The organism is Streptomyces sp. NPDC006309, assembly GCF_040613095.1.
Classification (GTDB): Bacteria; Actinomycetota; Actinomycetes; order Streptomycetales; family Streptomycetaceae; genus Streptomyces.
Window position 1 is genome coordinate 499,633 of record NZ_JBEXRO010000002.1, and the last position, 25,724, is coordinate 525,356.

18 protein-coding genes are annotated in these 25,724 nt (G+C 71.8%); 4 read left to right on the forward strand and 14 right to left on the reverse strand.

Annotated elements, in window-relative coordinates; genetic code table 11:
* Positions 1 to 62 precede the first annotated feature (62 nt).
* The 4 genes from ABZ117_RS04685 to ABZ117_RS04700 all read right to left on the reverse strand — a co-directional run bounded on the left by ABZ117_RS04685 (position 63) and on the right by ABZ117_RS04700 (position 5,013).
* Complete coding sequence (locus tag ABZ117_RS04685; protein ID WP_356817342.1) at positions 63 to 752, reverse strand: response regulator transcription factor; 690 nt, start codon at positions 750 to 752, stop codon at positions 63 to 65.
* Complete coding sequence (locus ABZ117_RS04690; protein WP_356817343.1) at positions 749 to 1,900, reverse strand: histidine kinase; 1,152 nt, start codon at positions 1,898 to 1,900, stop codon at positions 749 to 751. The genes ABZ117_RS04685 and ABZ117_RS04690 overlap by 4 nt, the downstream gene beginning before the upstream one ends.
* A complete protein-coding gene (locus ABZ117_RS04695) occupies positions 1,897 to 2,418 on the reverse strand; it encodes a DUF1453 domain-containing protein (RefSeq protein ID WP_356817345.1) in 522 nt (173 codons plus the stop codon). Before ABZ117_RS04695 ends, ABZ117_RS04690 begins: the two co-directional genes overlap by 4 nt.
* A gap of 471 nt (positions 2,419 to 2,889) precedes the next feature.
* A complete protein-coding gene (locus tag ABZ117_RS04700; protein ID WP_356817347.1) occupies positions 2,890 to 5,013 on the reverse strand; it encodes a DNA topoisomerase IV subunit B in 2,124 nt (707 codons plus the stop codon).
* 440 nt (positions 5,014 to 5,453) lie between these two features.
* On the opposite strand from ABZ117_RS04700, the gene ABZ117_RS04705 reads away from it, so the two are divergent.
* On the forward strand, positions 5,454 to 5,684 hold the full coding sequence (locus tag ABZ117_RS04705) for a hypothetical protein (protein WP_356817349.1): 231 nt from the start codon (positions 5,454 to 5,456) through the stop codon (positions 5,682 to 5,684).
* Positions 5,685 to 5,827: 143 nt separating this feature from the next.
* Here the strand turns inward: ABZ117_RS04705 and ABZ117_RS04710 are convergent, their stop codons facing one another.
* The 7 genes from ABZ117_RS04710 to ABZ117_RS04740 form a co-directional block, all read right to left on the reverse strand.
* Positions 5,828 to 6,646, reverse strand: coding sequence for a serine protease (locus tag ABZ117_RS04710; RefSeq protein ID WP_356817350.1), 819 nt, complete (start codon positions 6,644 to 6,646; stop codon positions 5,828 to 5,830).
* Positions 6,647 to 6,765: 119 nt separating this feature from the next.
* The gene (locus ABZ117_RS04715; RefSeq protein ID WP_356817352.1) at positions 6,766 to 8,316 is read right to left on the reverse strand and encodes an RNA polymerase sigma factor; all 1,551 of its coding nucleotides are present in this window, start codon (positions 8,314 to 8,316) and stop codon (positions 6,766 to 6,768) included.
* Positions 8,317 to 8,769: 453 nt separating this feature from the next.
* The gene (locus tag ABZ117_RS04720) at positions 8,770 to 9,657 is read right to left on the reverse strand and encodes a FadR/GntR family transcriptional regulator (RefSeq protein ID WP_356817353.1); all 888 of its coding nucleotides are present in this window, start codon (positions 9,655 to 9,657) and stop codon (positions 8,770 to 8,772) included.
* 162 nt (positions 9,658 to 9,819) lie between these two features.
* On the reverse strand, positions 9,820 to 12,498 hold the full coding sequence (locus ABZ117_RS04725) for an ATP-binding cassette domain-containing protein (RefSeq protein ID WP_356817355.1): 2,679 nt from the start codon (positions 12,496 to 12,498) through the stop codon (positions 9,820 to 9,822).
* Positions 12,499 to 12,659: 161 nt separating this feature from the next.
* The gene (locus tag ABZ117_RS04730) at positions 12,660 to 13,418 is read right to left on the reverse strand and encodes an NUDIX hydrolase (RefSeq protein WP_356817357.1); all 759 of its coding nucleotides are present in this window, start codon (positions 13,416 to 13,418) and stop codon (positions 12,660 to 12,662) included.
* A gap of 103 nt (positions 13,419 to 13,521) precedes the next feature.
* Positions 13,522 to 15,471, reverse strand: coding sequence for a glycogen debranching N-terminal domain-containing protein (locus ABZ117_RS04735; protein ID WP_356817408.1), 1,950 nt, complete (start codon positions 15,469 to 15,471; stop codon positions 13,522 to 13,524).
* 980 nt (positions 15,472 to 16,451) lie between these two features.
* On the reverse strand, positions 16,452 to 18,032 hold the full coding sequence (locus tag ABZ117_RS04740; protein WP_356817359.1) for a DUF4192 domain-containing protein: 1,581 nt from the start codon (positions 18,030 to 18,032) through the stop codon (positions 16,452 to 16,454).
* Positions 18,033 to 18,173: 141 nt separating this feature from the next.
* Here ABZ117_RS04740 and ABZ117_RS04745 point away from each other — a divergent pair, with 141 nt between their 5' ends.
* Positions 18,174 to 20,339, forward strand: coding sequence for a RecQ family ATP-dependent DNA helicase (locus ABZ117_RS04745; protein WP_356817361.1), 2,166 nt, complete (start codon positions 18,174 to 18,176; stop codon positions 20,337 to 20,339).
* 265 nt (positions 20,340 to 20,604) lie between these two features.
* Entirely contained in the window at positions 20,605 to 21,225 is a 621-nt protein-coding gene (locus ABZ117_RS04750) for a hypothetical protein (protein ID WP_356817362.1), read from the forward strand.
* A gap of 432 nt (positions 21,226 to 21,657) precedes the next feature.
* Here ABZ117_RS04750 and ABZ117_RS04755 read toward each other — a convergent pair whose 3' ends face one another.
* From ABZ117_RS04755 to ABZ117_RS04765, 3 genes are all read right to left on the reverse strand, one after another.
* The gene (locus tag ABZ117_RS04755; protein ID WP_356817364.1) at positions 21,658 to 22,287 is read right to left on the reverse strand and encodes a hypothetical protein; all 630 of its coding nucleotides are present in this window, start codon (positions 22,285 to 22,287) and stop codon (positions 21,658 to 21,660) included.
* 68 nt (positions 22,288 to 22,355) lie between these two features.
* Positions 22,356 to 23,057, reverse strand: coding sequence for a ribonuclease HII (locus ABZ117_RS04760; RefSeq protein WP_356817365.1), 702 nt, complete (start codon positions 23,055 to 23,057; stop codon positions 22,356 to 22,358).
* An 84-nt stretch (positions 23,058 to 23,141) separates the two neighbouring features.
* Entirely contained in the window at positions 23,142 to 23,765 is a 624-nt protein-coding gene (locus tag ABZ117_RS04765; RefSeq protein ID WP_356817366.1) for a TetR/AcrR family transcriptional regulator, read from the reverse strand.
* Positions 23,766 to 23,950: 185 nt separating this feature from the next.
* Here ABZ117_RS04765 and ABZ117_RS04770 point away from each other — a divergent pair, with 185 nt between their 5' ends.
* Positions 23,951 to 25,501, forward strand: a complete 1,551-nt coding sequence (locus tag ABZ117_RS04770; RefSeq protein ID WP_356817367.1) for an MFS transporter — start codon at positions 23,951 to 23,953, stop codon at positions 25,499 to 25,501.
* The last annotated feature ends 223 nt before the right edge of the window (positions 25,502 to 25,724 follow it).

Sequence of the window (25,724 nt, forward strand, 5' to 3'; positions counted from 1 at the left end):
CATGGACAGACCGGGAGCATCCGCGACTCTTCTTCCCCGGGCTCTTCACCCCATCAGGTGACTCATCCGATGGGTGGCCGCACCAGCCCCTTACCGTAGGCGTACCGCACCGCCTGCGCCCGGTCCTTGAGGCCCGTCTTGGCGAAGAGGTTGTTGATATGGGTCTTCACGGTCGCGGTCGACACATGCAGGCGGCGCGCGATCTCCTGATTGCTCAGTCCTTCGGCGATCAGCACCAGGACCTCGCACTCACGCGTGGTCAGCCCGTCGGGTGCCCCGGCGGGCGGCGGCGCCGGTGCGGGCTCCGGCTGCGAGAGCCGCTCCAGCAGCCGACGCTGGACACTCGGCGACAGTCCCGCGTCCCCCGACAGCACGCTCTGCACGGCACGCACGATCTCGTCTCCACCGGCGTCCTTGGTCAAGTACCCGCGGGCACCGGCCTGGAGGGCGGGGAACAACGACTCGTCGTCCGCGTACGTGGTGAGCACCACCACCTGGGTGCCGGGGTACTGGGCCCGAATCCGCCGGGTAGCCTCCACGCCGTCGCAGCGGGGCATCCTGAGATCCATCAGGACGACGTCCGGGGAGACCTCCCCGACCAGCCGTACCGCCTCCTCACCGTCCCCCGCGGCGCCGACGACCTCCACACCGGGCAGCAGCCCGAGCAGCATCACGATGCCCTCCCGGACGACGGTCTGGTCGTCGACGACCACCACGCGTGCCGGCTTCTTTTCCCCCTCCGTATCCGTCATACGGGCACCTTCAGCGTCACCATGAACCCCTCTTCGTCCGGTCCTGCGTCCAGCGAACCGCCCAGCAGCTCGGCACGCTCACGCATGCCCAGCAGACCGTACCCACCTCCGGCCGCACCGAGTTCGCCCGGCCGCCCGCCCGAGTTCCGCACGTGGAGCGCCACTTCGTGTTCCCTGTAGTCGAGCCGCACCCGGACCCGGGCGCCGTGGGCGTGCTTGCGGACGTTCGTCAGCGCCTCCTGCGCGACCCGCCGCACCGCCTGGGACGCCTCGGCCGGCAGCGGTCTGCGCTCACCCGTGACAGTGACCTCTGCGCCGTCGGCCGCGCTGACGAGTTCGCTGAGAAAGTCCTCAAGCGGGGTCAGCTCGCCCCGCAGGGCGGACAGCGCCTGCCGGGTCTCGGTAAGGCCGTCGCGGGCCATTCCCCGGGCGGCCACCACCCGCTCCAAAATGCGCTCGCGGTCCGCATCGTTCTCGAGCAGCAGCCGGGCCGCCTCCAGGTGCACCAGCTGCGCCGAGAGGCTGTGGGCCAGCACGTCGTGGATCTCTCGTGCGATGCGGGCCCGCTCGGCCAGCGCGGCGGACTCTGCCTCGGCCGCGCGTACCGCCCGCTCCTGGGCGAGCAGCCGCTGCGCATTGCCTCTCGCTTCGGCGTCCAGCCGCAGGACGTATCCGGCGAGGGCCATGCCCGCCACGGTGGCGGCCGTGGTCAGCCAGACGTCGTTGGTGAACGCGGAGTACGAGGCCAGCGCCACCGAGGCCACCGGGACGGCAGCCCCGAGCGGCAGTCGCTCCAGCGCGGTGACCCCGCAGCCGCACCAGATCACGAGGGCGAGCCCTGTGAACCCGGTGGCCTCGGCAGCGACCGCGACGCACAGGAGTACGGCCATGAGCGCGAGGGACCGCACCAGCCGGTGTTCGTAGGTGGTCGTGAAGAAGGCCCAGGAGACGAGAGCGGCGAGGACGATCGCCCCCGCTGCCGCGAGTGCTTCCCAGACGCCGACGTGTTTCTGGCTGAAAGCCCCCCACAGGAGCATGGCGAGCACGAGCAGTCTGACCGCCCAGGCGAGCAGGCGGCGGGGCACGGTGGTGCCCGCCCGGCCGAGCGCTTCACGCGACGGCCAGCGTGTCCAGGCGTTGTCCGTCACACCCGCTCCTTCCAGGCCGAACGCTTGTCGTCGCCGTACGCCGGGGCCGGACGGCCGGCGGCGCCGGACGACCGGGCCCGCCAGGTCAGGACCCCGCCACGGACCAGCAGGGTGCCGGCGAGGCCGAGCAGCAGCGCGGAGCTGTCCTGGTGCAGGCCGAGCGCGGAGCCCAGGGCGAAGAGCCCGGCGCGCAGCGCTATGCCGACGCCCCACACGGCGACGCTCGCTTTCGTGCTTCTGGACCAGACGACCCCGTCCGGAGCCGTCCGGATGCGCGTGGTCCAGCCCCAGCCGGCGCCGGTGGCCAGGCCGATGAGCAGTTCCACCACGAGCAGGGCGGCGGACTCCACGCGGTGATGGGCGTCCAGGATTCCGGGCTCGCGCAGGGCGACGACGGCCAGAACCAAGGGCAGCAGCCACCAGCGTCGGTCCGTGTCGAGTGTGTGGGCACGGAACTGCCGTGCGATCACTGTGCCGACGACGGCCACGATCACCAGCGCATTGACGAGCCCGGACATCGGTGCCTCCCTGACCGTGAAGGTGGTGCCCGCAGCGAGCGCTGCCGACGCCTTCGAAGTTACGGAAAGGAGCAGGTCACGGGATCGGAGCTGGGGTGGATCACGGGTGGAACCTCCGAGCGTCCTGCCTCCACCCTCGGGTGGAGAAGCCGTCCGGGTCGGCTGGGGTGACCGCTCGGGGCGACCCGAGTGACCGGAGGTGGTGGGGGTGGCGGGGCGGCGGGAGGGGTGCGTCGCGTCGCGACCGGACGGGCCGGCCGACCGGGCAAGAAGCGGCGTCCGGCCGCCGGTGTGGGTAGCGAGGCCGACGGGGCTGGTGATGGCGGCGGTGGAACAAGCGTTCCTCCGTCACCGGCCCCGTACCGCCCTTCCCGGCGCGGCGAGAGGACTCATTCGACAGCCCGTCCGCCGCCTACACACGCAGCCGCCCCGGCCTCGGGAAGCCGGTGGACCCGAGGCCTGGGGCGGCCGTCACGCGTCGATGCGCGACCGGTCGAGCGTCGCCGCCGAGCTGGAGATGAACTCCTTGCGGGGCGCCACGTCATTGCCCATCAGCAGGTCGAAGACCTGTTCGGCGGCGTCCAGATCGGCCAGGTTGATGCGGCGCAGAGTGCGATGGCGCGGGTCCATCGTGGTCTCGGCCAGCTGGTCGGCGTCCATCTCGCCCAGACCCTTGTAGCGCTGGATGGTGTCCTTGTACCGGACGCCCTTCCTCTGGAACTCCATGAGCGTGTCCCGCAGCTCGCGGTCGGAGTACGTGTAGACGTACTTGTCCTGCCCCTTCTTCGGCTGGATCAGCTCGATGCGGTGCAGCGGCGGCACCGCGGCGAAGACCCGTCCCGCCTGGACCATGGGCCGCATGTAGCGCTGGAACAGCGTGAGCAGCAGGCAGCGGATGTGGGAACCGTCCACGTCGGCGTCGGTCATCATGATGATCTTGCCGTAGCGGGCCTGGTCGATGTCGAACGTCCGGCCCGAGCCCGCTCCTATGACCTGGATGATCGCGCCGCACTCGGCGTTCTTGAGCATGTCGGTCACGGACGAGCGCTGCACGTTGAGGATCTTGCCGCGGATCGGCAGCAGCGCCTGGAACTCGGAGTTCCGTGCCAGCTTGGCCGTGCCGAGCGCGGAGTCACCCTCCACGATGAAGAGCTCGCTGCGGTCGACGTCGTCGCTGCGGCAGTCGGCGAGCTTGGCCGGCAGGGACGAGGACTCCAGCGCGGTCTTCCGGCGCTGGGCGTCCTTGTGCTGGCGTGCCGCGACACGGGTGCGGGCGGCGGCGACCACCTTCTCCATGACCACCCGGGCCTGCGCTGCGGCGTCCCGCTTGGTGGAGGTCAGGAACGCCTTCAGTTCCTTGGAGATCACGTTGAACACGATGCGGCGGGCCGCCGAGGTGCCGAGCACCTCCTTGGTCTGGCCCTCGAACTGGGGCTCGGCCAGACGCACGGTGACGACCGCGGTCAGGCCTTCCAGCGCGTCGTCCTTGACGATGTCGTCCTCGGCCACGCGCAGCAGCTTCTTGGCGCGCAGCGTCTCGTTCATCGTCTTGGCGATGGCCTGTTCGAAACCGGCCACATGGGTGCCGCCCTTGGGGGTGGCGATGATGTTGACGAAGGAGCGCAGGGTGGTGTCGTAGCCCGTGCCCCAGCGCAGTGCCACGTCCACGCCCAGCTCGCGGGTGACCTCGGTGGGGGTCATCTGGCCGTGCTCGTCCAGGACCGGGACCGTCTCCTTGAAGCTTCCCTGGCCCGAGAAACGGAGGATGTCGCAGACCGGCTTGTCTTTCGCCAGATATTCGCAGAACTCGCTGATGCCGCCGTCGAAGCGGAAGGACTCCTCGCCCTTGCTCCCGCCCTCGCCCAGGCCGAACTCGTCCCGGACGACGATGGTCAGGCCGGGGACCAGGAACGCGGTCTGCCGGGCGCGCTGGTGGAGATTCTCCAGGGAGAGCTTGGCGTCCCTGAGGAAGATCTGCCGGTCGGCCCAGTAACGCACGCGTGTGCCGTTGCGGGTCCTGGGGATCTTCTTGGTCCTGCGCAGGCCGCTCTTGGCCTCGAACTTCGCGTCGGCGCCGGCGGAGGCGAAGGCACCGGGTACGCCACGCCGGAAGCTGATGGCATGGGTGTGGCCGCTCCGGTCGACCTCGACGTCGAGACGGGCGGAGAGCGCGTTGACCACGGAGGCGCCGACGCCGTGCAGGCCACCGGAGGCGGCGTAGGAGCCGCCGCCGAACTTGCCGCCCGCGTGGAGCTTGGTCATCACGACCTCGACACCGGACAGGCCGGTCTTCGGCTCCACGTCCACGGGAATGCCGCGGCCGTTGTCACGCACCTCCACGGAGCCGTCGTCGTGGAGGATCACCTCGATGTGGTCGCAGTAGCCACCGAGGGCCTCGTCCACGGAGTTGTCGATGATCTCCCAGAGGCAGTGCATCAGACCGCGGCTGTCGGTCGAGCCGATGTACATGCCCGGGCGCTTGCGCACGGCCTCAAGGCCCTCGAGGACGAGCAGGTGCCGCGCGGTGTAGTTGGAACCGTCCCGGTCTGCTCCTGTCAGCAGCGCTGTGGACGGCACGGACGTATCGGCGGTCACGCGGTTCGCTCCTCGCTGAATTTCAGGTGGCCCCCTTTTGGGTAAGGGGGCGGCTTCGGTCGCCGCACAGAGGGTACCGAGGCCTGGTAGAGCCGGTGTAACGCCACCCTCATGGGGAACTCACACTAGACCAGACTCGTAAGCGTGTTCGATCCCTCGATGGGGTGAAGTACACATCACGTTCCCTTGGAGGCATGAACCATTTAGGCTCCGGGCACGTCCTCATGAACAACCGGCAACCCGGCCGGGAGGATCGAGACCGCAAGACAGCGCGAACCCGTACGCACCCAGAGACGCACTACGGCACATTCGCCGCCAACCGGCAGCAGACAGCCTCCCCGGAAAACTTTTTTCGAGGAAAAGCCACGAGCGGGAACGTTTTGGGGCTGGTTGGATGTTGACCCTGGTACGACAGCTCGTCGAGCTAGAGAAGAGGCGACGTGACTACTGTTCTGACCCCCGCGAGCCCGCTGACGGCCGCCGATCGCTGCGACCGCTGCGGCGCCCAGGCATACCTGCGCGTCGTCCTGCTGAGCGGCGGAGAACTGCTCTTCTGCGCCCACCACGGTCGCAAGTTCGAGCCGGAACTCAAGAAGATCGCCACCGAGATACAGGACGAGACGGAGCGGCTGACGTCCGTTCCGGACACCACTCCTGAAGAAGAGCGCTGAATCTCGCAGACACGACGAGCCAGCCCCGGCACAGGCCGGTGAACGGGCGGCCGCTCCTCCCCCGGGAGCGGCCGCCCGTGCTCATGCTCTGCCGCAGACGCTCATGAGCGTCTGTAGTGGTCCTGTACGGCCTCTGGGGCCGGTTACAGCACCCGGGCGACCTCGGAGACCCGCGTGTAGACACCGGGCCTTCCCGGCCGCCCACAGCCACTTCCCCACGACACGAGGCCGATCAGTCGCCCTCCCGCCACCAGGGGCCCGCCACTGTCCCCCTGGCAGCCGTCAGGGCCACCGGCGACCTCGCCGGCGCAGAGCATGGTGGCGGCCCGGTATGTGCCCTCCGGGCCGCCCGGATAAGCCCGGGCGCACGAGGCATCGGGCAGGACATGCACGCGTGCGGCGCGCAGCCGGCGCGCGTAGTCACCCCCGCCGGTCGTGTCGCCCCAGCCGGACACGAAGGCCTCGGTGCCCGCCGCGTAGGCCGGGTCGTCCGCACGGGCCATGCCGATGACCGCGCTCTGCGGCAGTTCTCCGGCGAGGGTGACGAGTGCGAAGTCACCGGAGTTGCTCGTGGCCTCGTACGCGGGATTGACCTGGACCTTCTGTACTGCGATCTCCTCGCCCTCGCCCGACAGCAGGTTCGTGCGACCCGCGATGACTCTGAGATCACGCACCCGGTTCGGTGGCGTCCCGAGGGCCTCCTCGGACAGACAGTGGGCCGCGGTCAGTACGACGGTGCGAGCCACGGCCACACCGCCGCAGAACTGGCCGGCCCGCGTACCTCCGAACCGGTCACGGCTGGCCAGCGCCACCGTCCACGGAGCCTGGGAGACGTCTATCGGAAAGCCCCCGACCACCACGCTGCCGGCTACGGCCGGGACGGCGGTCACCAGGGGTATGCCGGTCATGGCGGCCGCCAGGGCGAGCGGCCGGATCAGTGCCCGGGCAAGGGAACGGCGCATACGGACTCCTCACTCTGGGATCCTGCTGGGACACCCAGAGTCAGCCAACCGCCCGCCGCGCGCAGCACGAAGGCCCGGCCTCCGCGAGGAGGACCGGGCCTTCGCCGTACGACCGCGACCTAGTCGAGGTAGTCGCGCAGCACCTGGGAACGGGACGGGTGGCGCAGCTTCGACATGGTCTTGGACTCGATCTGGCGGATGCGCTCACGCGTCACGCCGTACACCTTGCCGATCTCGTCGAGGGTCTTGGGCTGACCGTCGGTGAGACCGAAGCGCATGGAGACGACGCCGGCCTCGCGCTCGGACAGGGTGTCCAGGACGGAGTGCAGCTGCTCCTGGAGGAGCGTGAAGCTGACCGCGTCGGCCGGGACCACGGCCTCGGAGTCCTCGATGAGGTCACCGAACTCGCTGTCGCCGTCCTCGCCGAGCGGGGTGTGCAGCGAGATGGGCTCACGGCCGTACTTCTGGACCTCGATGACCTTCTCCGGGGTCATGTCGAGTTCCTTGGCCAGCTCCTCCGGGGTGGGCTCGCGGCCCAGGTCCTGGAGCATCTGGCGCTGCACGCGCGCGAGCTTGTTGATGACCTCGACCATGTGCACCGGGATACGGATGGTGCGGGCCTGGTCGGCCATGGCGCGGGTGATCGCCTGACGGATCCACCAGGTGGCGTACGTGGAGAACTTGTAGCCCTTGGTGTAGTCGAACTTCTCGACCGCGCGGATCAGACCGAGGTTGCCCTCCTGGATGAGATCCAGGAAGAGCATGCCGCGGCCGGTGTAGCGCTTGGCCAGGGAGACCACCAGACGGAGGTTGGCCTCCAGGAGGTGGTTCTTGGCGCGGCGGCCGTCCTCGGCGATGATCTCCAGCTCGCGCTTGAGCTTCGGGGCGAGCTTGTCGGCGTTGGCGAGCTTGTCCTCGGCGAACAGGCCCGCCTCGATGCGCTTGGCCAGCTCGACCTCCTGCTCCGCGTTGAGCAGGGGGACCTTGCCGATCTGCTTCAGGTAGTCCTTGACGGGGTCGGCGGTGGCGCCGGCCGCGGCGACCTGCTGCGCGGGCGCGTCGTCCTCGTCCTCATCGGACAGGACGAAGCCGGCACTCTCGGTGCCCTCGGGCTCGTCGGCGACCTTGGTGTCCTCGAGGACCTCCTCTTCGAGGAGCTCGACGTCGTCCTTCTTGGCCGTGGTCTTCTTGGCGGCCGTCTTCTTCGCGACGGCCTTCTTGGCGACCGTCTTCTTCGCGGTCACCTTCTTGGCGGCGGCGGCCTTCTTGGCGGGTGCGGCTTCCTCGGGGGCATCGGCATCGGCCTCTGCCGGAGCGGCGGGCACCGCGGGGGCCGCCGCGGTGGCGGTGGCCTTCCTCGTGGTCACCGTCTTCGCCGCGACCGTCTTGGTGGCGGTGCGCTTGGCCGGACTCTTCGCTGCGACGCTCTTGCGGGTGCGCTTGGGCTCTGCGGCACTGACCATCAGCGTCACACCCTCTTCCTCAAGGATCTGGTTGAGGCTGCGCAGTACGTTCTTCCACTGAGTGGCCGGAATCTGGTCAGCTTCGAAGGCCCGACGCACATCGTCGCCGGCGATCTGCCCCTCAGCCTTTCCCCGCTCAATGAGCGCCATGACAGAGACGGACTCGGCGATCTCCGGCGGGAGCGTACGGGATGTGCTGGCCGACACGAACAACCTCTCGGAACGTTGGAAAACGGCTTCCGGCGCCGTCCACTACAGACGGGAGCCGACCACCGGCCTGGGGATCGGCCGACGGCGCGGGCGGGGGCCGGGGAGATGCACAGCGCCTGCTCTGGCGTCCGTATTCCCTCCGCGGCTGTCACCTCTTAGGTCATCGCGCTGTCTCCGCGAGCGTTACGCCCAATCTGCGTGGCCCGAGTCACATCCCGTAAGCAGTCAAAAGAGGTCAGACATTAACAAGTGATAGTCGGTGATGTAAGGCCGGGCCGCACCCGTGACCGCGGCGGCCCGTCGCACCTCCGGGCCCGCCACGCCCCCGGACCCCGCCGGACTCCAGAGGGTCCGGCAGGGTCCGGCGGCGGCCGACACCCCGGCCAGGCGCCGCCGCGAGCACCACAGGGACGCCGCACACCGGCGACCGCACCGCGTTCGTCGCGGGAGTCAGTGCTCGCGCGGGGCAGGAACCACGCGCTCCACCTCCGGGTGGATCGTGAGCAGCTGGCGCATAGCCGCCTCCGCCGCCGTGCCGTCCCCGGCACCGAGCGCGTCGACGATCCGTGCGTGCTGCGCGAGGGACGCCTCGTTCGGCCGGTCACAGGCGGTGACCGGGCCGCCGGACACCTGGAGGGCCGCCGAGACGATGCCGGAGAGGTGCTCGAGCATGCGGTTGCCCGCGATCTGGATCAGCATCGCGTGGAACTCGGTGTCGGCGCGCGAGTACGTGAGCGCGTCGCCCTGGGCCATGGCGTGGCTCATGATCTCGACCATGTCGCACAGGCGCTGCTGCACCTCCTCGCGGCCGTGCCCGGCGGCGAGGCGGGCGGCGAGCGGCTCGATCGTCCAGCGCAGCTCGTTCAGCTCCCGGCGCTGGTTGTCGCGCTGGGGCCCGAACGCCCGCCACTCGATGATGTCCGGGTCGAGCAGGTTCCAGTCACTGACGGGACGCACGCGCGTGCCGACGTTCGGGCGGGCGCTGACCAGGCCCTTGGCCTCGAGGACGCGGAGGGACTCGCGGACGACGGTACGGGAGACCTCGAACCGCTGGCCGATCTCCTCGGGTACCAGCGGTCGGTCCGCTCCCAGGTCGCCGGAGACGATCATCTGGCCCAGTTGCTGGACCAGTTGGCCGTGCAGTCCGCGTCCGCGGCTGCCCCCGGCCCGCCGGCCGACGCGGCCCAGCTCGGGATCCCCGCCGTCCCAGCTGGGTACGCCGACGCGGTCGGCCATCGGTGCCTCGGCGTAGGAGTAGCGGTCGAATCCGCCCGGGCCGGCCAGACCGGAGTCTGTGGAGCGGGCGGCGGTCATCATGGTGTGCGCAAGGGTACTCACGGATCCTTTGTCGGCGCTCCCTTCAACTCCCTTGAGGTCTTTGGTGAAAAGCACACGAAAGGGTGATCGCTCACCCCGTCGCAATTGACGCCTTATCGGAAAGAAATGGGCGTTCTGCGCGGAGTTGTGGGCACAGTGGGTCCAGAAGTGTGCGAGTGGCCGTCACCGGAACCTGGTCCGCAAGGTCGTGAGCACGTACGCGCACAGCAGAGCCGTGAGGGACAACGTAAGCGCGCCACCGACGGGTTGGGCGACGACCCGCGCGGCCGCGAGCGCATACCGCTCCCCTCCGAAGGGCCACTGCAACAGGAGCACCTGCCGCATCCGCACCGGGAAATCCGCCGCCATCCTGACCGCGGGGTCGCGCAGCACCTCGTGCACGACGGGGACGACAAGGACCGGTACGGCGAGTACGGCGGCCAGGCCGGCCGACGCCGACCGGAACACACCCGCCGCCAGCACCCCGGCCCAGGCACACCCGGTGACGAGCCCGAACCAACTCGCGGTGAGCGAAAGCCAGTCCGCGGGGACTCTCGTCAGCTCCCGTCCGTAGACGATGTAGAGCACTTCGGCGTCGCAGCCCACGGTGAGGAAGGCGAGCAGCGCCGCGGTGGCTCCGGAGACGAGCAGTTTCGCGGTCAGCAGGCCCAGCCGACGGGGCACGGTGCCGCGGTCCGCCGCCAGGGCGGGGTGGCGGAACTCGTCCCCGAATGCCAGGGCGCCGAGCAGTCCGGCCGCGAGCGCCGCGGGCGGCAGCGGCAGCTCCCGCGGCCATGCCGCGAACAGCCGCGCCTGCGGGGTGTGACCGAGCCGCGCCAGGAGTACGGCGGTGAGGGCGGACACCACCAGCGCGACGCCGCAGGTGAGGAAGCCGGTGCCGATTCCGGTGGCACGCCGGACCTCGTACCGCAGGGGGCGCAGGGGGCTGGGGGCGGGGCGGACGGAGATGGGGGGCGGGAGGGGGGACAGGGCCGCGAGCGTGCGGACAGCGTCGGGGCGGGTGGTGCTACCGGGTTGCGGCTGCCGGGCCCCGGGGAGCCGGGTGCGGGTGCCGGTGGTGCCGACCAGCGCGCTGGAGGGGCTGGGCTGCGGTCCGGATGCCGTCGCGACCCCGCCGGGGCCGGCGTCGGACGCGGCCGTAGGGTCGGCGGACCGGTCGCCGGCGGTTCGCGCGTGCACCTCGCAGGCCGCCCCGCCGGACGCCTTCGTCTCATCCGGTGCGGCGGCACCGTGCGTCGCGCCTTCGGCCGAGGAGGAAGCGGCGGTCGGTGACACACTCAGGGCCGTTACGCCCGGGCGGCGCTCCGTGGGGTCCGGCGCGGGCCGTCGGCCGAGTGTCTCACCGGTCGCGGACGGTTCGCCTAGGGCAGCCCGTGCCCGCTCCGGCGCCGGGGAACCGGACGGCCTGCGCGGGCCGTCGGAGGCGCCGAGGCCGGCCCCGGCCTGCTCGGATTCCGGCGTCGACGGGTCGTCCGCGGCGTGCTCCCGCTGCCCCGACAGGTGGCCGGATGATGTCGCGCCCCGACCTCCCGCCGGCAGAGCCGGCATAGCCGGCACCGGGGAGCGTCGCGCCGCCAACCGGTCGGGACAGTATTCGGCCGCTTGCGGGTCGATCGCCGCGGTGCCCGGCTCCGTCGCCGGCTCCGCGAAGCGCGGTTCGGCTGCCCGGGCGTCGGGCGCGGCGGTGTCCGGCTGCGCAGCGGGCGCCGGCGCGGTGGGCGACTCGTCCGCGGCCGGGCCCGGGTCTGCCGGTGAGGCACCGGACGCGGCCGAGGGGGCCCGTCCCGCCGGGGAGCCGGGCTCCGCGCCTCCGCGACCCGCCAGGCAGCGGTCGGCTTCGGCCTGGTCCCGCTCAGGCCGCGGGACGGCCTGCTCCGCGTCGACCCGTGCCTTCGACGGCACGTCCGGTGCGGCCTGCCCGGGCTCGGCGGACGGCGTTGCGTCGTCGCTCCCGGCTCCGGCGCCGGGACCCATGTCGCCTACCTCGTCGGCGAGTTGGTGAACGAGAATGCCGTGGCGGAACGCGATCTCGCCGACGTCGGCGGTCGTACTGCCGTACACCGAGAGGCGGTTGCCGTTCTCACGCACGACCTCGACGGAGCGGCGCGCGGTGCGGGCCTCCTTGGAGAGGAGGGCCGCGAGGCGTGCGGCGTGGGGGCTGCGGACGGCCACGCGCGGGCGCAGCCGGGTGCGGGCGAACTCCCTTGCCTCCTGGTCGGCGACGAGCCTGCCGTCGTCGAGCGTGACGACCCGGTCGGCGGTCCGTGCGGCCTCTTTGGGGTCGGCCGTGGTGAACAGCACCGTGCCGCCCTGGGCGGCGTGGGCCCGCAGCATGCCGTGCAGCCACTCGGCCTCGCGGGTGGCGAGACCGTCGGTGGGTTCGTCCAGGACGAGCGTGTGCGGGTCGGGCAGCAGTGCGCAGGCCAGACCGAGTCTGCGGTCCATGCCGCGGGACAGCGTGCCGAGGCGCTCCTCCCGGAGGCTGACGAGGCCGACCACTTCGAGAACCTCGTCCGCACGCCGTGCGGGAACTCCCGCGGCCGCGCACAGCATGCGCAGATGGCCGCGTACCGAGCGGGCCGGATGGCCCGGTACGTCTCCGAGGAGTACGCCGACCTCCCGCGACGGATGAGCGATCCGGTGCAGGGGGCGCCCCCTGAAGTAGGTGATGCCGCGCCCGTGTTGGAGTTCGAGCATCAGTTTGAGCGCCGTGGTCTTGCCCGCACCGGCGCCGCCGAGGAGCGCGGTGACATGCCCGGCGCGCGCCTCGAAGGAAAGGTCGTCAAGGGCGGGCGGCTGCGCCTTGCGGGAGTTGCTGGTCAGTCCGAAGGCCTGGATCACCTACAGCAAGATAGCGCGAGTTGTCCGTTTTTTGGGTATAAGGCACATTGTGGCAAGCTGCCAGGTGCCGTGACGCCACCGATGTCCGCCGTTTGACGCAGCCATGACCGGGTAGGAACGGCTGATGCGCCGGTCGACCGGCCGGTTCGCCGCCCCGCGTCTCACACCTCTGGGCGCAGCATCGGCGGGTTGAGCAGGGTGGCGCCACCGGCTCGGAAGAGCTGGGCGGGCCTGCCGCCCTGGCGGGTGGTCGTACCTCCCGTGGGGACGAGAAAGCCGGGGGTGCCGGTGACCTTGCGGTGGAAGTTGCGCGGGTCGAGAGCCACGCCCCACACCGCCTCGTACACCCGGCGCAGCTCCCCCACGGTGAACTCGGACGGGCAGAACGCGGTGGCCAGTGAGGAGTACTCGATCTTGGAGCGGGCCCGCTCCACCCCGTCGGCGAGGATCTGCGCGTGGTCGAAGGCGAGTGGTGCAGCGGACTCGCCATCGCGGCCGTAACCGCCCTGCTGGAGCAGTTCCTCGACCGGCGCCCAGCGCGCGTTGCTCGCGTCGCCGCCGGCACGCGGTGCGGGCAGGTCGGGCGCCAGCGCGAGATGCGCCACGCTGACCACGCGCATACGCGGGTCCCGCTTGGGGTCGCCGTACGTGGCGAGCTGCTCGAGATGCGCGCCATGGTCCTGCACCGGGACCGAGGGCTCGTGAGCGCGCAGCCCGGTCTCCTCGGCCAGCTCGCGCGCCGCCGCCTGGGACAGATCCTCGTCGGCCCGTACGAAGCCCCCCGGCAGTGCCCAGCGCCCCTGGAAGGGGGGCTCCCCCCTGCGTACCGCCAGCGCGCACAGGGCATGGCGGCGCACGGTCAGCACGACCAGGTCCACGGTGACAGCGAAAGGCGGAAAGGCTGACGGGTCGTAGGGCATGCCGCGATCATAGTCGTCTTCCTGACGATAAACACTCCCTTCGTCAACCGCATCGAGGGTGGTTCCCGCACGGTTCCGGTACGGCTCGCGGGGGGCCGTGAGATCACGATCCCAGCTGGAGTCCCTCCGCGGCCTCCTCCACCATGGCCAGTCCCAGCCTGCTGATCCGCACGGCGAAGGGTGCGCCCGCGACGCGTAGGCCGGCGAGGCTGAGTTCGCCGAGCGGTGCGCTTCGAACGGGGCGCAGGGTGACCGTCCGGGCGGGGACATCGGGGCGGAGACCCGCGAGGGCGGTGAGTATGAGGACCACGGCGGCCGCGGCGGTGGCCGCCGGCCGGCAGGCCGCGGGATGCGGGAGGGGTGCGCTGCCGGCGGAGCGCTGTTCGCCGGCGAACATCTCGGGCAGCCGGTGGCCGAAGTGTTCCGCCGCTCCCAGCAGTCCTCTCAGCAGGCCGCCGGCTTCCTTCTCGTAGCCGGCCGCAGCCAGTCCCGCGACGGCGAGTGCGGTCTCCTGGACGCGCACGGCCCCGGCCCGGTGGCCGAACGGGTTGTGTCCCGCCTCCTTGGCACCGAGTCCCCGCAGTCCCCAGCCCGCGTCCATCGCGGGGGCGCCGAGCAACCGGGCGAGGTGTTCGGTGCACGCCTTGTCCAGCAGGCCCGGAGCCAACCGGCCGGCACCGAGCAGGCCGGTGTCGAGGAGGTGGACCGTGGTGGCGGCCAGGTGGGGAACGGGCCGGCCGTCGGCTGCCAGGGCCGCGGCCGGGCGTCCGCCTCCGCGGTCCTCGATCCAGAAGTCGTCCCGGAAGGCCGCACGCAGGTTCTGGGCCCATTGGCGTAACTCCGTGGCGCCCGGTCTGCCGAAGGCCTCGAGAAGGTCGGCGCCGAGCAGGGCCGCGCGGTGCGCGTGCGCCTGGGTCTCGCAACGGGCCGGGCCTGCCGGGTACGGATCGGGGAGGTAGGTGCCGTCGCCGGTGGTGGCCCGCAGCCAGGTCAGGCAGTGTTCCGCCGCTGGCAGCAGTTCCCTTGTCTCCTGTTCGGGCAGCCCCCAGCGGCGGGCCTCCGCGAGCAGGACGGGGAAAAGCAGAGTGGCCTCCGTCCCTGTGCAGCTCGGCGGGAGGTGCGGGCCCGCGTCGCGTCGTGGGCCGGGGATCATGCCGGCTCCGGGACCTGGACCCGTGAGCTGCGTACGGGCCAGGGTGCGCAGGGTGCCCGCGGCGAGCCGGGTGCCCAGCGGGAGGGCCATGCGGGCGGCGGCGAGTGCCTCGGCGGGGGCCATTCCGCAGCGCCAGGGGGCGCCCGCCGCGAGGTAGGTGTCGGAGGGGTGTGCGGGGTCGCGCAGCAGCAGGGCGTGGAGGTCGGATACCGCCGTGTGCAGCAGCGGTGCCACCCGGGGGTCGTCGCCTGCCGCCTGTGCGGCGGCGAGGGGGCTGGTCGCCGCATGGCCCGCGGCGCGCAGCGGGCCTCCCCCCTCGGGCCGTACCGTGAGCTCTACGGTCCTCGTCCCACCCGGTGGCAGTTCCACTTCCCAGCGCAGCAGCCCGGCTGACGCCAGGGCGTCCGACGGTGGTGGGTCGGCTGTGACGCAGGCGGCGGCGTCGGCCGTGGCCCAGCGCAGGCCCGAGTCGTGCACGCTGGCCGTCAGTTCTGGTCCTGCCGCGCCGGAGGCGATGGCGCCGAGTTCCGCCAGGTCGGTGCCGAGGGCGACCTCGACGGGCACACGCAGTGGACGCAGACCGGCGTTGCGGAGTGTGATCCGTTCGGTTCCGTCGGCGTGGCGTGTCCGTTCGACCACGATGTCGGGGTCGGGGCCCGCCACCGGGGAAACACGCAGGGTTCCCACGAAGCGGGCGCTGGCGGCTCCCGTCATCCTGGCCTGCACGGGCAGCGGTTCACGTCCGGCCACGCGGAGCCGGCACCGTGAGAGCAGGCGCCTGCCGCCTCGGTAGAAGCCGTCCAGTCCCCGGCCGGCCAGTTGCCCCGGCTCACCGGAGATGGCGAGGCCGGGCAGGGCGACACAGACGAGCACGTCGTGCGTGGACGGCAGTCCGGGCACCGAGCGGCGGCCCGGGGTTGCATTTGCGGGCGGGACCGCGGCGGGCCGGCGGGGCCGGCCAGTGACGGGGGACGGCCGGTTGCCGAGGACGGACGAGGAGTCGGCCAGGGGCATCGGGGCAGGTGGCAGCGGGTGGCCGGCGGGCTCGGGTGCGGCGGGGCCGGTGCCGTGCGTGAGGAACGGCCCGCGGCTGCCCCGGGACGGATCTTCATGGGCGGCGGAGGGCGGAGACGGCTGCGACGGCTGATGGTGCATGCGGTGGCTTCTTCTGCGCTCGGTGCGCCTCGGACGCGCTGGGCGGCGGAAGGGCCGCCCCGGGGGACAGGGAGGGCGCGGCGGCAGGGCCCGTCCAGGCGTTCCGCCACTCAGGTGAACGGACGGGGGCTCGTGCGGGTCACGGCCCTGATGGGAGAAGCCGACCGGATGGCGGCCCGAGCGGGTGGCGGGGGCGCCCGTCTCTGCGGTCCTCGACCGGCATCGCCCAGGGAAGCGGGACCAGGTCGAAGGGCGAGTCGGCGCGCTCCGAGGTGCCCGGCGGAACAGGACGGTGAGGTAGTCGAGCACGGTGAAGACGGCCAGGAGCGTGCCGGCGCGGCAACGGCACCACACGGAAGGCACCGGACGCCCGCGGTGGGCCTGCTCCGACACGCCTGGGGAGCGGTGGCGTGGCGTGAACACCACCGTGAACATCACCGGGTGCCGGTCGGACCGCGTGGACACGGCCGGACGTCGACAGCGCCGTGCGGACGCGTCCTTACGGCCGTAGCGATGCCGTGGTGCCACCCCGCCCGGACGGCGCTGCCCCCGCCACGCCGGCCGCCTGTGACATTCGCCGGGCATCGCTGTTCCTGCGGAGCGCGGGCTCGTCAGGCTCGTCAGCACGATCGGCTCATGTGCGGCGCCTTCCCCGCTCTGTGCCGGTGCGGGACCGCCTCTCCCGACGGAGTCGAGCGCCGGCCCGCCCGCGTACCGGCCGGTCCTCATCCGTCGACCTCGGGCTCGGGGCGCCCGCTTTCCGACGGGGCGCCACTGGTCGCGGCGTCGCCCGTGTCCGTCGCACGCGTGCGTGTGGCGCTCGGGACGCGGGTGCCGGGCCGGGTGGGTTCGGAAGTGAACGAACGGGGACGGGAGTCGGCCGGCCGACGTCGGCCACCGGTCGCCCGGGCTGCGGGACGGCTGTCCTCACCGGACGCGGATCGAACGCGACGCCGGCGATGGGTGCCTGTCCGCGAGCTGGACGCGGCCTCGTCGGTGCCCGCCGGTGCGCTCACCGCGGATGCGGGCGCCGGGGCTTCCGCAGGGGCGGTGGGGGCGGCGTGGGACGCGGGGGCCGCGTGCTCCATGGTTACCGCCGGGGCCGCTTCCCCCTCCGCCGGTGTGCGTCCCGCGCTCTGCGCGCGCAGGCAGCGGCGGATGGACTCGGGGTCGAGTCCTTCGTTGCAGGCCTGGTGCAGCAGGCGGGCGAAGAGATAGTCGGGATCGGCGCCCAGCGCCATGGCCAGCGCCTCCCGCGCCTCCAGTTCGTCGCCCGTCGACCAGGCGACCCAGCCGGCGAGGGTCAATGGAGCTGCGGCGTGCTCGCCGTAGGGCCCGACGCAACGGCGGGCCAGAGCGCGCCAGAGCCGGAGAGCCGGACCGGCCTCCTCCCCCTCCATCCAGGCGGCGGCCTGGTCCCGGGTCGTGCGGTCCTGGAGCCCCAGGATCAGCATCGCCGCCTCGTCGTCCGCGAGGAGGCCGTCGTCGCGCACGTCCGCCGGATGTGTCCCGGAGACCGGCGCTGCGGCGGCGTAGCGGCGGATGATCCGCCCGGCGAGGTCCAGGGTGTCCTGCGCGACGCCCTGGCGGGTCGTCTCGTCCAGGATGCGGGGCACCAGGGTCATGCCCGCCGTGTCCAGCGCGATCTCCTGCTCCAGCGCCGCGGTGGTCTCCCAGGGCTGTAGCCGGACATGCAACTCCCTCAATGAGCCGCGCACTTGAAGGCCCGCGTAGGTGGCGGCGGCGGCCAGCACGGAGGTGCCGGGAAGGCCCATCGGGGAGCCGTCCTCGGGGCAGCAGCCCTCGATCGCGCAGCAGTACGACCAGAAGCGGCCGTCCGAGATGCACAGTGCCTCGATGACCGGCACGTCGAGGCTGCCGCACTCGGTGCGCAGCAGATGGGCCAGCCGGCCGAGTCGTCGTTTGACGTCCCGGCCGGACTCTCCCGGGCCGGGTTCCTGGCAGACGTAGGCCACCATGCGCTCGGGCCGGGTGCCGCGCCGCTCGCTGCCGGTGACCAATCCGCGGGCCAGCTGCCGTGCGGCGGCTTCCCAGTCCTCCTCGTGTGCGGGGATGCCGAGCCGAGCCCGGCCGCCGAACCTGCCCCGGCCCGCGTGATCGTGCAGAGCGACCAGGACCATGCTGTCCTCCGGGCGGTACCCCAGCAGGTAGGGCAAGGCATCGGCCAGTTCCGCCGGGGTGCGCAGAGTGACCTGCGCGGCCTGCTCGGCCGGTCCGGTCTGCGGTTCCTGACGCGGGATTCCGCTGTTTTCGAAGGGTCCGGTGGTTTCGCTGTGATTCGTCATGCGCCGACGATCTCGCGGATCTTGTGATTCCGCTTGAGCCTGTGGATAAGTCGAATCAGGGACACGACAAGATCGCGATCGTTGTCCACAGTCTCGGCCGGGACCGTCCGGTTGTCGGTCCCGTCCTGTTGTATGGGACGCATGGAGCACACGAGCAACGCGGATCTCCGGGCAGAGGCGGACGCCGTCCTCGCCCGGCTCGTCGGGAAGGCCTCGGGCACCGCCCGGCTGCGCGAGGACCAGTGGCGGGCGATCGAGGCGCTGGTCGCCGACAAGCGCCGGGCCCTGGTCGTGCAGCGCACGGGGTGGGGCAAGTCCGCGGTGTACTTCGTGGCCACCTCGCTGCTGCGGGCCAGAGGAAGCGGGCCCACGGTGATCGTCTCGCCCCTGCTCGCGCTCATGCGCAACCAGGTGGAGGCCGCGGCCCGGGCCGGGATCCACGCCCGGACCATCAACTCCGCCAACACCGAGGAGTGGGAGGACGTGCAGGCCGAGATCGCGGCCGGTGGCGTCGACGTGCTGCTCGTCTCGCCGGAGCGGTTGAACAACCCCGACTTCCGTGACCAGGTCCTGCCCAAGCTGTCCGCGGCCACCGGCCTGCTGGTCGTGGACGAGGCCCATTGCATCTCCGACTGGGGTCACGACTTCCGCCCCGACTACCGCCGGCTGCGCACCATGCTCGGCGATCTCCCGCCCGGCGTCCCCGTGCTGGCCACCACCGCCACGGCCAACGCGCGGGTGACCGCGGACGTCGCCGAGCAGCTCGGTACGGGCGGCGCGTCGGACGCGCTGGTGCTGCGCGGGCCGCTGGACCGGGAGAGTCTGCGTCTGGCTGTGCTGCCGCTCCCGGACGCCGCGCACCGGATGGCCTGGCTGGCCGACCATCTCGACGAGCTGCCGGGCTCCGGCATCGTCTACACGCTCACCGTCGCCGCGGCCGAGGAGGTCACCGCCTTCCTGCGGCAGCGCGGGCACACTGTGGCCTCCTACACGGGCAAGACGGAGAACGCCGACCGGCAGCAGGCCGAGGACGATCTGCTGGCCAACCGTGTCAAGGCCCTGGTCGCCACGTCGGCGCTCGGCATGGGATTCGACAAGCCCGATCTCGGTTTCGTCGTCCATCTCGGCTCGCCCTCCTCCCCCATCGCCTACTACCAGCAGGTCGGCCGTGCCGGCCGCGGCGTGGAGAACGCGGAGGTCCTGCTGCTGCCGGGCAAGGAGGACGAGGCGATCTGGGAGTACTTCGCCTCGCTGGCCTTCCCCTCCGAGGAACTGGTCCGGCGCACCCTCGACGTGCTGGCCCGGGCCGGCGGCCCCCTGTCGCTGCCCGCCCTGGAACCACTCGTCGAGCTGCGGCGCTCACGCCTGGAGACCATGCTCAAGGTGCTCGACGTGGACGGAGCGGTGCACCGCGTCAAGGGTGGCTGGATCGCGACCGGTCAGCCGTGGTCGTACGACACGGAGCGCTACGCGTGGGTGGCCCGGCAGCGCGCGGCCGAGCAGCAGGCGATGCGTGAGTACGCGGCCACCACCGAGTGCCGGATGGAGTTCCTCCAGCGCCAGTTGGACGACGAGGGCGCCAAACCCTGTGGCCGTTGCGACAACTGCGCGGGCCCGCGCTTCACCGCCGGTCTGTCCACGACGGCCCTGGACGCCGCACGGAGCGACCTGGGCCGCGCCGGAGTGGAGGTGGAGCCCCGCCGCATGTGGCCGACCGGACTCCCGGCCATCGGCATCAACCTCAAGGGGCGCATCCCGCCCGGTGAGCAGGCTTCGCCGGGGCGGGCTCTGGGACGTCTGTCGGACATCGGCTGGGGCAACCGGCTGCGTCCCCTGCTCGCGCCCCAGACACCGGACGCCGCCGTTCCGGACGATGTGGCGCGAGCCGTGGTCGACGTGCTGGCCGACTGGGCCAGAGGGCCCGGCGGCTGGGCCTCCGGTGCGCCCGACGCCCCGCCCCGGCCGGTGGGCGTGGTCACCGTCGCGTCGCGGACCAGGCCGCGGCTGATCCACTCGCTGGGCGTCCGGATCGCGGAGATCGGCAGGCTCCCCCTGCTCGGCGCCGTGGAGTACGACGGGGACGTGCCCCGGGTGCCGCGCAGCAACAGTGCCCAGCGACTGAAGGCGCTGGACGGGGCGTTGACGGTGCCGCCCGCCCTCGCGACGGCACTCACCGAGGGGCACGGCCCGGTGCTGCTGATCGACGACTTCACGGAGACGGGCTGGACCCTGGCGGTCGCGGCACGCCTGCTCAGGAAGTCCGGCGCGCAGGGGGTGCTGCCGCTCGTCCTCGCCATGCAGGGCTGACCAGCGGGCGCTCGCCGCGGCCCGGCCGGTCGGAGGCGGGCCTCAGGCGTCGGCAGTCTCACCTTGGGGTAGGGATATAAGCCACGCACCAGCAGATAACAGTCGGTGGCCCCAATTGCTCGTTGCCGCATCGTAGTTCGACAGGAAGAATTGAGGTCCGCTCCCCGCGCGGCTCGTCCGTGATCAGGCTGGGCTCCCCTGCGGTGCGCGCTCCCCTTGAATCCGACCTCGCCCGCAGTATGGGCGCGTAGCCGAAGGGAGGAACGTGACCTTCGGATTCGCCTCGTCCTCGGCGGCCTCTTTGTCGACGTCCGCGTCCGCCGCTTCCGCCAGCCGCCTGCTCGAGCCGGCGGAGTGGGCCGCCGCAGGAATTCCTCTGCTGCGCAACCCACGTGAGGTCGTCAGCGGGCTCCACGTCCGCCATCACCCGAAGCCGTCCACGGCGATCGTGGCGGTTCTCGATCCGGACGAGCGGCTGCGGGCCAGCGCCTCGTTCACGCGTCGTCCGGCCCCGGCCGACGGCTGGATGTTCCGCAACGCCCTGCTGGCCCAGCTGCGCCGGGTGATTCCGCACGACCTGCGCCGCCGCACCCCCGTACGCACGGCCGTACTCCTGTACTGCCGTGAAGGGGAAGGGCGTTGGACGGAGGAGGACGGTGCGTGGATGTGGGGACTGCGCGATGCCTGCACCCTGCACGGGCTGCGCTGCGGGGCGTACATCACGCTGACGCATGACGGCTGGCATGTGCTCGGCGAGGGGCGTGGCGGACGCCATCCTCACGCGCACTCGGCACCGGAACCCTTCGCGACGTCGGAGGCTGCGCCGCTCGTGCCACGCACCGGCGGACCGGTCTCCGAGGTCCTGCGCCGCGCCGCGGCCCGTTGAACGGCGCTGGCGCGGGCGGGATCTCGGCGCTACGGCCGGTCTGATCGACAGGGCGGTATCAGCGGCCGGACCTGCCGCTGCCCCGTGCGGAGGAGGCCGGCGAGCAGCGCGGTGAGGCCCCGACGGGCGCGCGCCGACCCGGGCACCGCTGCTGCCACGCAGGCCCGGATCACACTGGCCCCGCTGTGGGGCCCGGCTCACCCTCCGGCCGGCTCACCATCTGGTCGGCTCACCCTCCGGCCGGCGCGCGCGCCGCCCCGGCGACTCGCAGCGCGGTCCGGTGGCTCCGGCCCCACCGCTCGGTCCCCTGGAAGCCGCCCGGCGAGTGGTGTGGCCGTCGCCCGTCACCCGGGCATGCCGAAAGCCGCACGGCGTGTGTTCCGCCGGAGCGGCTGCTCCGGCACCGCGGTTCCCCGTGGTGCCGGAGGCGACTCAGACGCCGGCGCCCAGCACCGAGTTGATCGTCTGCGGGTCGCCGCAGACGATCAGCAGGGCACCGGCCCGGGAGTGGGCGAGCGGCAGAGCTGAGCCGGCGGCGGAGCCGGAGCCTCCGTTGACAGCCACGACGACCACCGGGCGGGTCGCGGCACGGGAGGCGACGGCGGCGTCCGCGTAGAAGACGTCGTCGCCGGCATCGTGCTGCGCCCAGTAGGACGCTTCACCGAAGGACAGCTCGTGCTCGGCCCACGGATGCTGGGCACCCGTGGTGATCACCAGCACGTCACCGGGGGCGCGGCCCGAGTCCAGAAGGAGGTCCACCGCCTCGTCGGCGGCGTCGAGCGCACCCTCGGGCGAGGCCGGGATCAGCTGGATCTGCGGGGCCGCCGCGGCGGCGGGAACGGCCGGAGCGGACGGGCCCGGCTTGGCCGGAGCCCCGTCACGCGGCGCGCGCTGCACCGGCGGCGTGGGCCGCAGAGGGCCGGGACGACCGGGGCGGGACGGAGCCGCTGGACGGGGGCCGGGTACGGGGCGGGGGGTCGGCGCGGTACGGCCGCTGGCCGGAGTGGCGCGGGGACCCTGGGCACTCTCGTGAATCTGAGGCTCCTCGGGAATGAGAGGCATGAGCTGATTTTTATCAAACATTCGTGCGGCGCGGATGACCGGGTGGCACATCAGTGCCAGCGGAACCGTCAGAAATCGAAGCCGAGCTGACCCTCGATTTCCGGAACGCCTCCGTCCGCCCAGCTGCGGGCCTTCTTGAGGTGCCGCCACTGGGGCAACGCATCAAGATACGCCCATGACAAACGGTGGTGCGGGGTGGGCCCCCGCTCCGCCAGTGCGGCCTTGTGCACGGGTGACGGATACCCCGCGTTGTCCGCGAATCCGAAGTCTGCATGGTCGACAGCCAGTTCGGCCATCATTTTGTCGCGCTGAACCTTGGCGATGACCGACGCGGCCGAGACGGCCACGCACGACTGGTCCCCCTTGATCACCGTGCGCACCTTCCAGGGAGCGCCGAGGTAGTCGTGCTTCCCGTCGAGGATGACGGCGTCGGGACGGACCGGCAGAGCGTCCAGGGCGCGGACCGCGGCGAGCCGCAGCGCGGCCGTCATCCCCAGGCCGTCGATCTCCTCGGGGGAAGCGTGCCCCAGCGCATAGGCGGTCACCCATGTCCGGAGGATCTCGGCGAGTTCCGTGCGCCGCCTGATCGTCAGCAGCTTGGAGTCGGTCAGCCCCTCGGGCGGCCTGCGGAGACCGGTGATCGCCGCGCAGACGGTGACGGGGCCGGCCCAGGCGCCGCGTCCCACCTCGTCGACACCGGCTATGACCTTCGCTCCGGTCGTGGCGCGCAGGGAGCGCTCGACAGTGTGTGTAGGTGGTTCGTACGGCATGGCGCCCTTAGCGTACGCCGCAGGGATCGCCGCGCGACACCCCGGTCCGCCCCGTCCCGCGCGGGGACCGCGGCAGGGGGGCGATCAGGTTCCGTAGGGGCGCAGCAGCGGGAGCATCAACTGGTCGACCATCTCCCCGAGGTCCTGATCACTCCATTCACTGCCGCACATCTTCGATCGGTACATCATCATGGCGGGAATGGCGTCGAAGACGTATCCGTTGGCCGCGTCCTTTCGGACCTCTCCTCGCTCTATGCCCCGGGAGATGACCGCACGGAGGAGCTTGACGGTCGGCTCCACCACGCTCCCCACGATCACCTCCTCGAAGCGTTCCGCTTGCAGCTGGTCGCATTCGTGAATGACAGAACGGAGCGCGGCGCCGGGCCGCGAGAACATGATCCGGCGCACCTGCCGGCACAGCGTGAGCAGGTCCTCGCGAACACTTCCGAGGTCGGGTGCCTTCTCCAGCCGGGGCAGCCCGGACACCAGCGCGTCGGCGACCAGGTCCTCCTTGGACGGCCAGCGGCGGTAGACCGCGGCCTTGCCCGTCTGGGCTCCGGCCGCGACGCCCTCCATGGTCAGCCCCTTCCAGCCGACCGTGCTCAGCTGCTCCAGAGCGGCGTCGAGGATCGCGCGTTCCAGTACCGCGCCGCGCCGACGAGGGGAAGCCGTCCGAGCGGGCACGGCCGTCCAGCGCGAGGTAGCCATCTGTATTTCTCCAGCGTGCAAAGGGAAGCGGGGATTCCGGGGCGGTGGGTGCCGCGTCGCAGCGATGGGGGACGCGAAGCGCGGCACGCACTTAAGTGAACGCTTGCGTTCACTGATGGGGACTCACTACCGTGGGCGCGACAGTGAACGCGAGCGTTCACTAACGCCTTGATGGGGGACCCATAGTGACGACCTCTCAGCTGCTCCAGGACGATCGGAAACCGGGCACAGCCCGCCGGGAGGGGCATCCCGGCATCGCGCTCACCGTCATCGCGGCCTGCCAACTCATGGTGGTGCTCGACGCGACGATTGTGAACATCGCCCTCCCGCACATTCAAGACGCTCTCAAGTTCAGCACGACCGACCTCACCTGGGTGGTCAGCGCCTACACGCTCACCTTCGGCGGCCTGCTCCTGCTCGGTGCCCGGGCCGGTGACGTCCTCGGCCGTCGCCGGGTGTTCATGGCCGGCATCCTGCTGTTCACCTTCGCCTCTCTGCTGGGCGGCCTGGCCCAGGAACCCTGGCAGCTGCTGGCCGCACGGGCGTTGCAGGGCGTGGGGGGCGCGATCGCGTCGCCCACGTCGCTGGCGCTGATCACGACGACCTTCCCCGAAGGCCCCGAACGCAACCGGGCCTTCGGCGTGTTCGCAGCCGTGTCCGCCGGCGGTGGTGCCATCGGCCTGCTCGCGGGCGGCATGCTCACCGACTGGCTCGACTGGCGGTGGGTGCTGTTCGTCAACGTGCCCATCGGCGTGCTGATCGCATCGCTCGCGCCGCTGTACATCAACGAATCCCGGCGCCACCCGGGACGCTTCGACCTCACCGGTGCGCTGACCTCCACCACGGGCATGGCCACGCTCGTGTACGGGTTCATCCGTGCCGCGGAGGAGGGCTGGCGGGACAGTCTCACCCTCGGCTCGTTCGCCGTGTCCGTTGTCCTGCTGATCGCCTTCGTCTTCACCGAGATGCGGGCGAAGGAGCCGATCACTCCGCTCAGGATGTTCAGCGACCGGAACCGCTGGGGCACGTACGTGATCATGCTCAGCCTGGCCGCGGCGATGTTCGGCATGTTCTTCTACATCGTGCTGTTCGTGCAGAACGTGCTCGGCTACAGCGCCGTCAAGGCCGGTGTCGCCTTCCTTCCCGTCACCGTGGCGATCGCGGTCGGCGCGGGGCTGTCCCAGCGCTTCCTGCCGACCTTCGGCCCCAGGCCGTTCATGATGAGCGGCACGGCGTTCGTGGTGATCGGACTGACCTGGCAGACGTTCGTCCGGCCCGACAGCACCTACGTCGGCGGAGTGCTGGGCCCCCTGCTGGTCTTCGGCTTCGGCATGGGCCTGAACTTCGTGACGGCCACCGTCACCGCCGTGTCCGGCGTCGCCCAGCACGAGGCGGGTGCGGCGTCCGGGCTGCTCAACGCCATGCAGCAGGTCGGCGGCTCGCTCGGCCTGTCCATCCTGACGACCGTCTTCGGCTCGGCCGCCAAGGACGAGGCGAAGAAGCAGCTGCCCAAGTTCCTCGCCGACGGCTCGCCGGAGCAGAAGGCGCACTTCGCCAGGACGCACCAGCTGCCCGCGCCCTGGGGGCACGAGGTGCTCGCCCACGGCATCTCCGCCGCCTTCGTCCCGGCCGCCGCCATGGCCGTGCTCGCCTTCCTCACCGCGTGGCTGGTGATCAGGGTCCGCAAGAGCGATCTCGACTCCCTCGCGGGCGTGGCGAGCCCGGGCATCGGCTGACCCGGACCACGCGGCGCCAAGCCGCGGCCGGCCGGACCGTCGCCCGCGCACAGCCGACGCGAGCAGCGGACCGGCCGGCCGCACGAGGGACAGCAAGGGCACCGGAGGCACCGGCATCAGGGCCGGCACCGCACACGTGAGGATCACCAGCGGCGCAGCCAGCCCCAGCCCCAGCCCCAGCAGGACATACGCCAACCCGCACCCCCCTCCTCCCTCGTGTCGC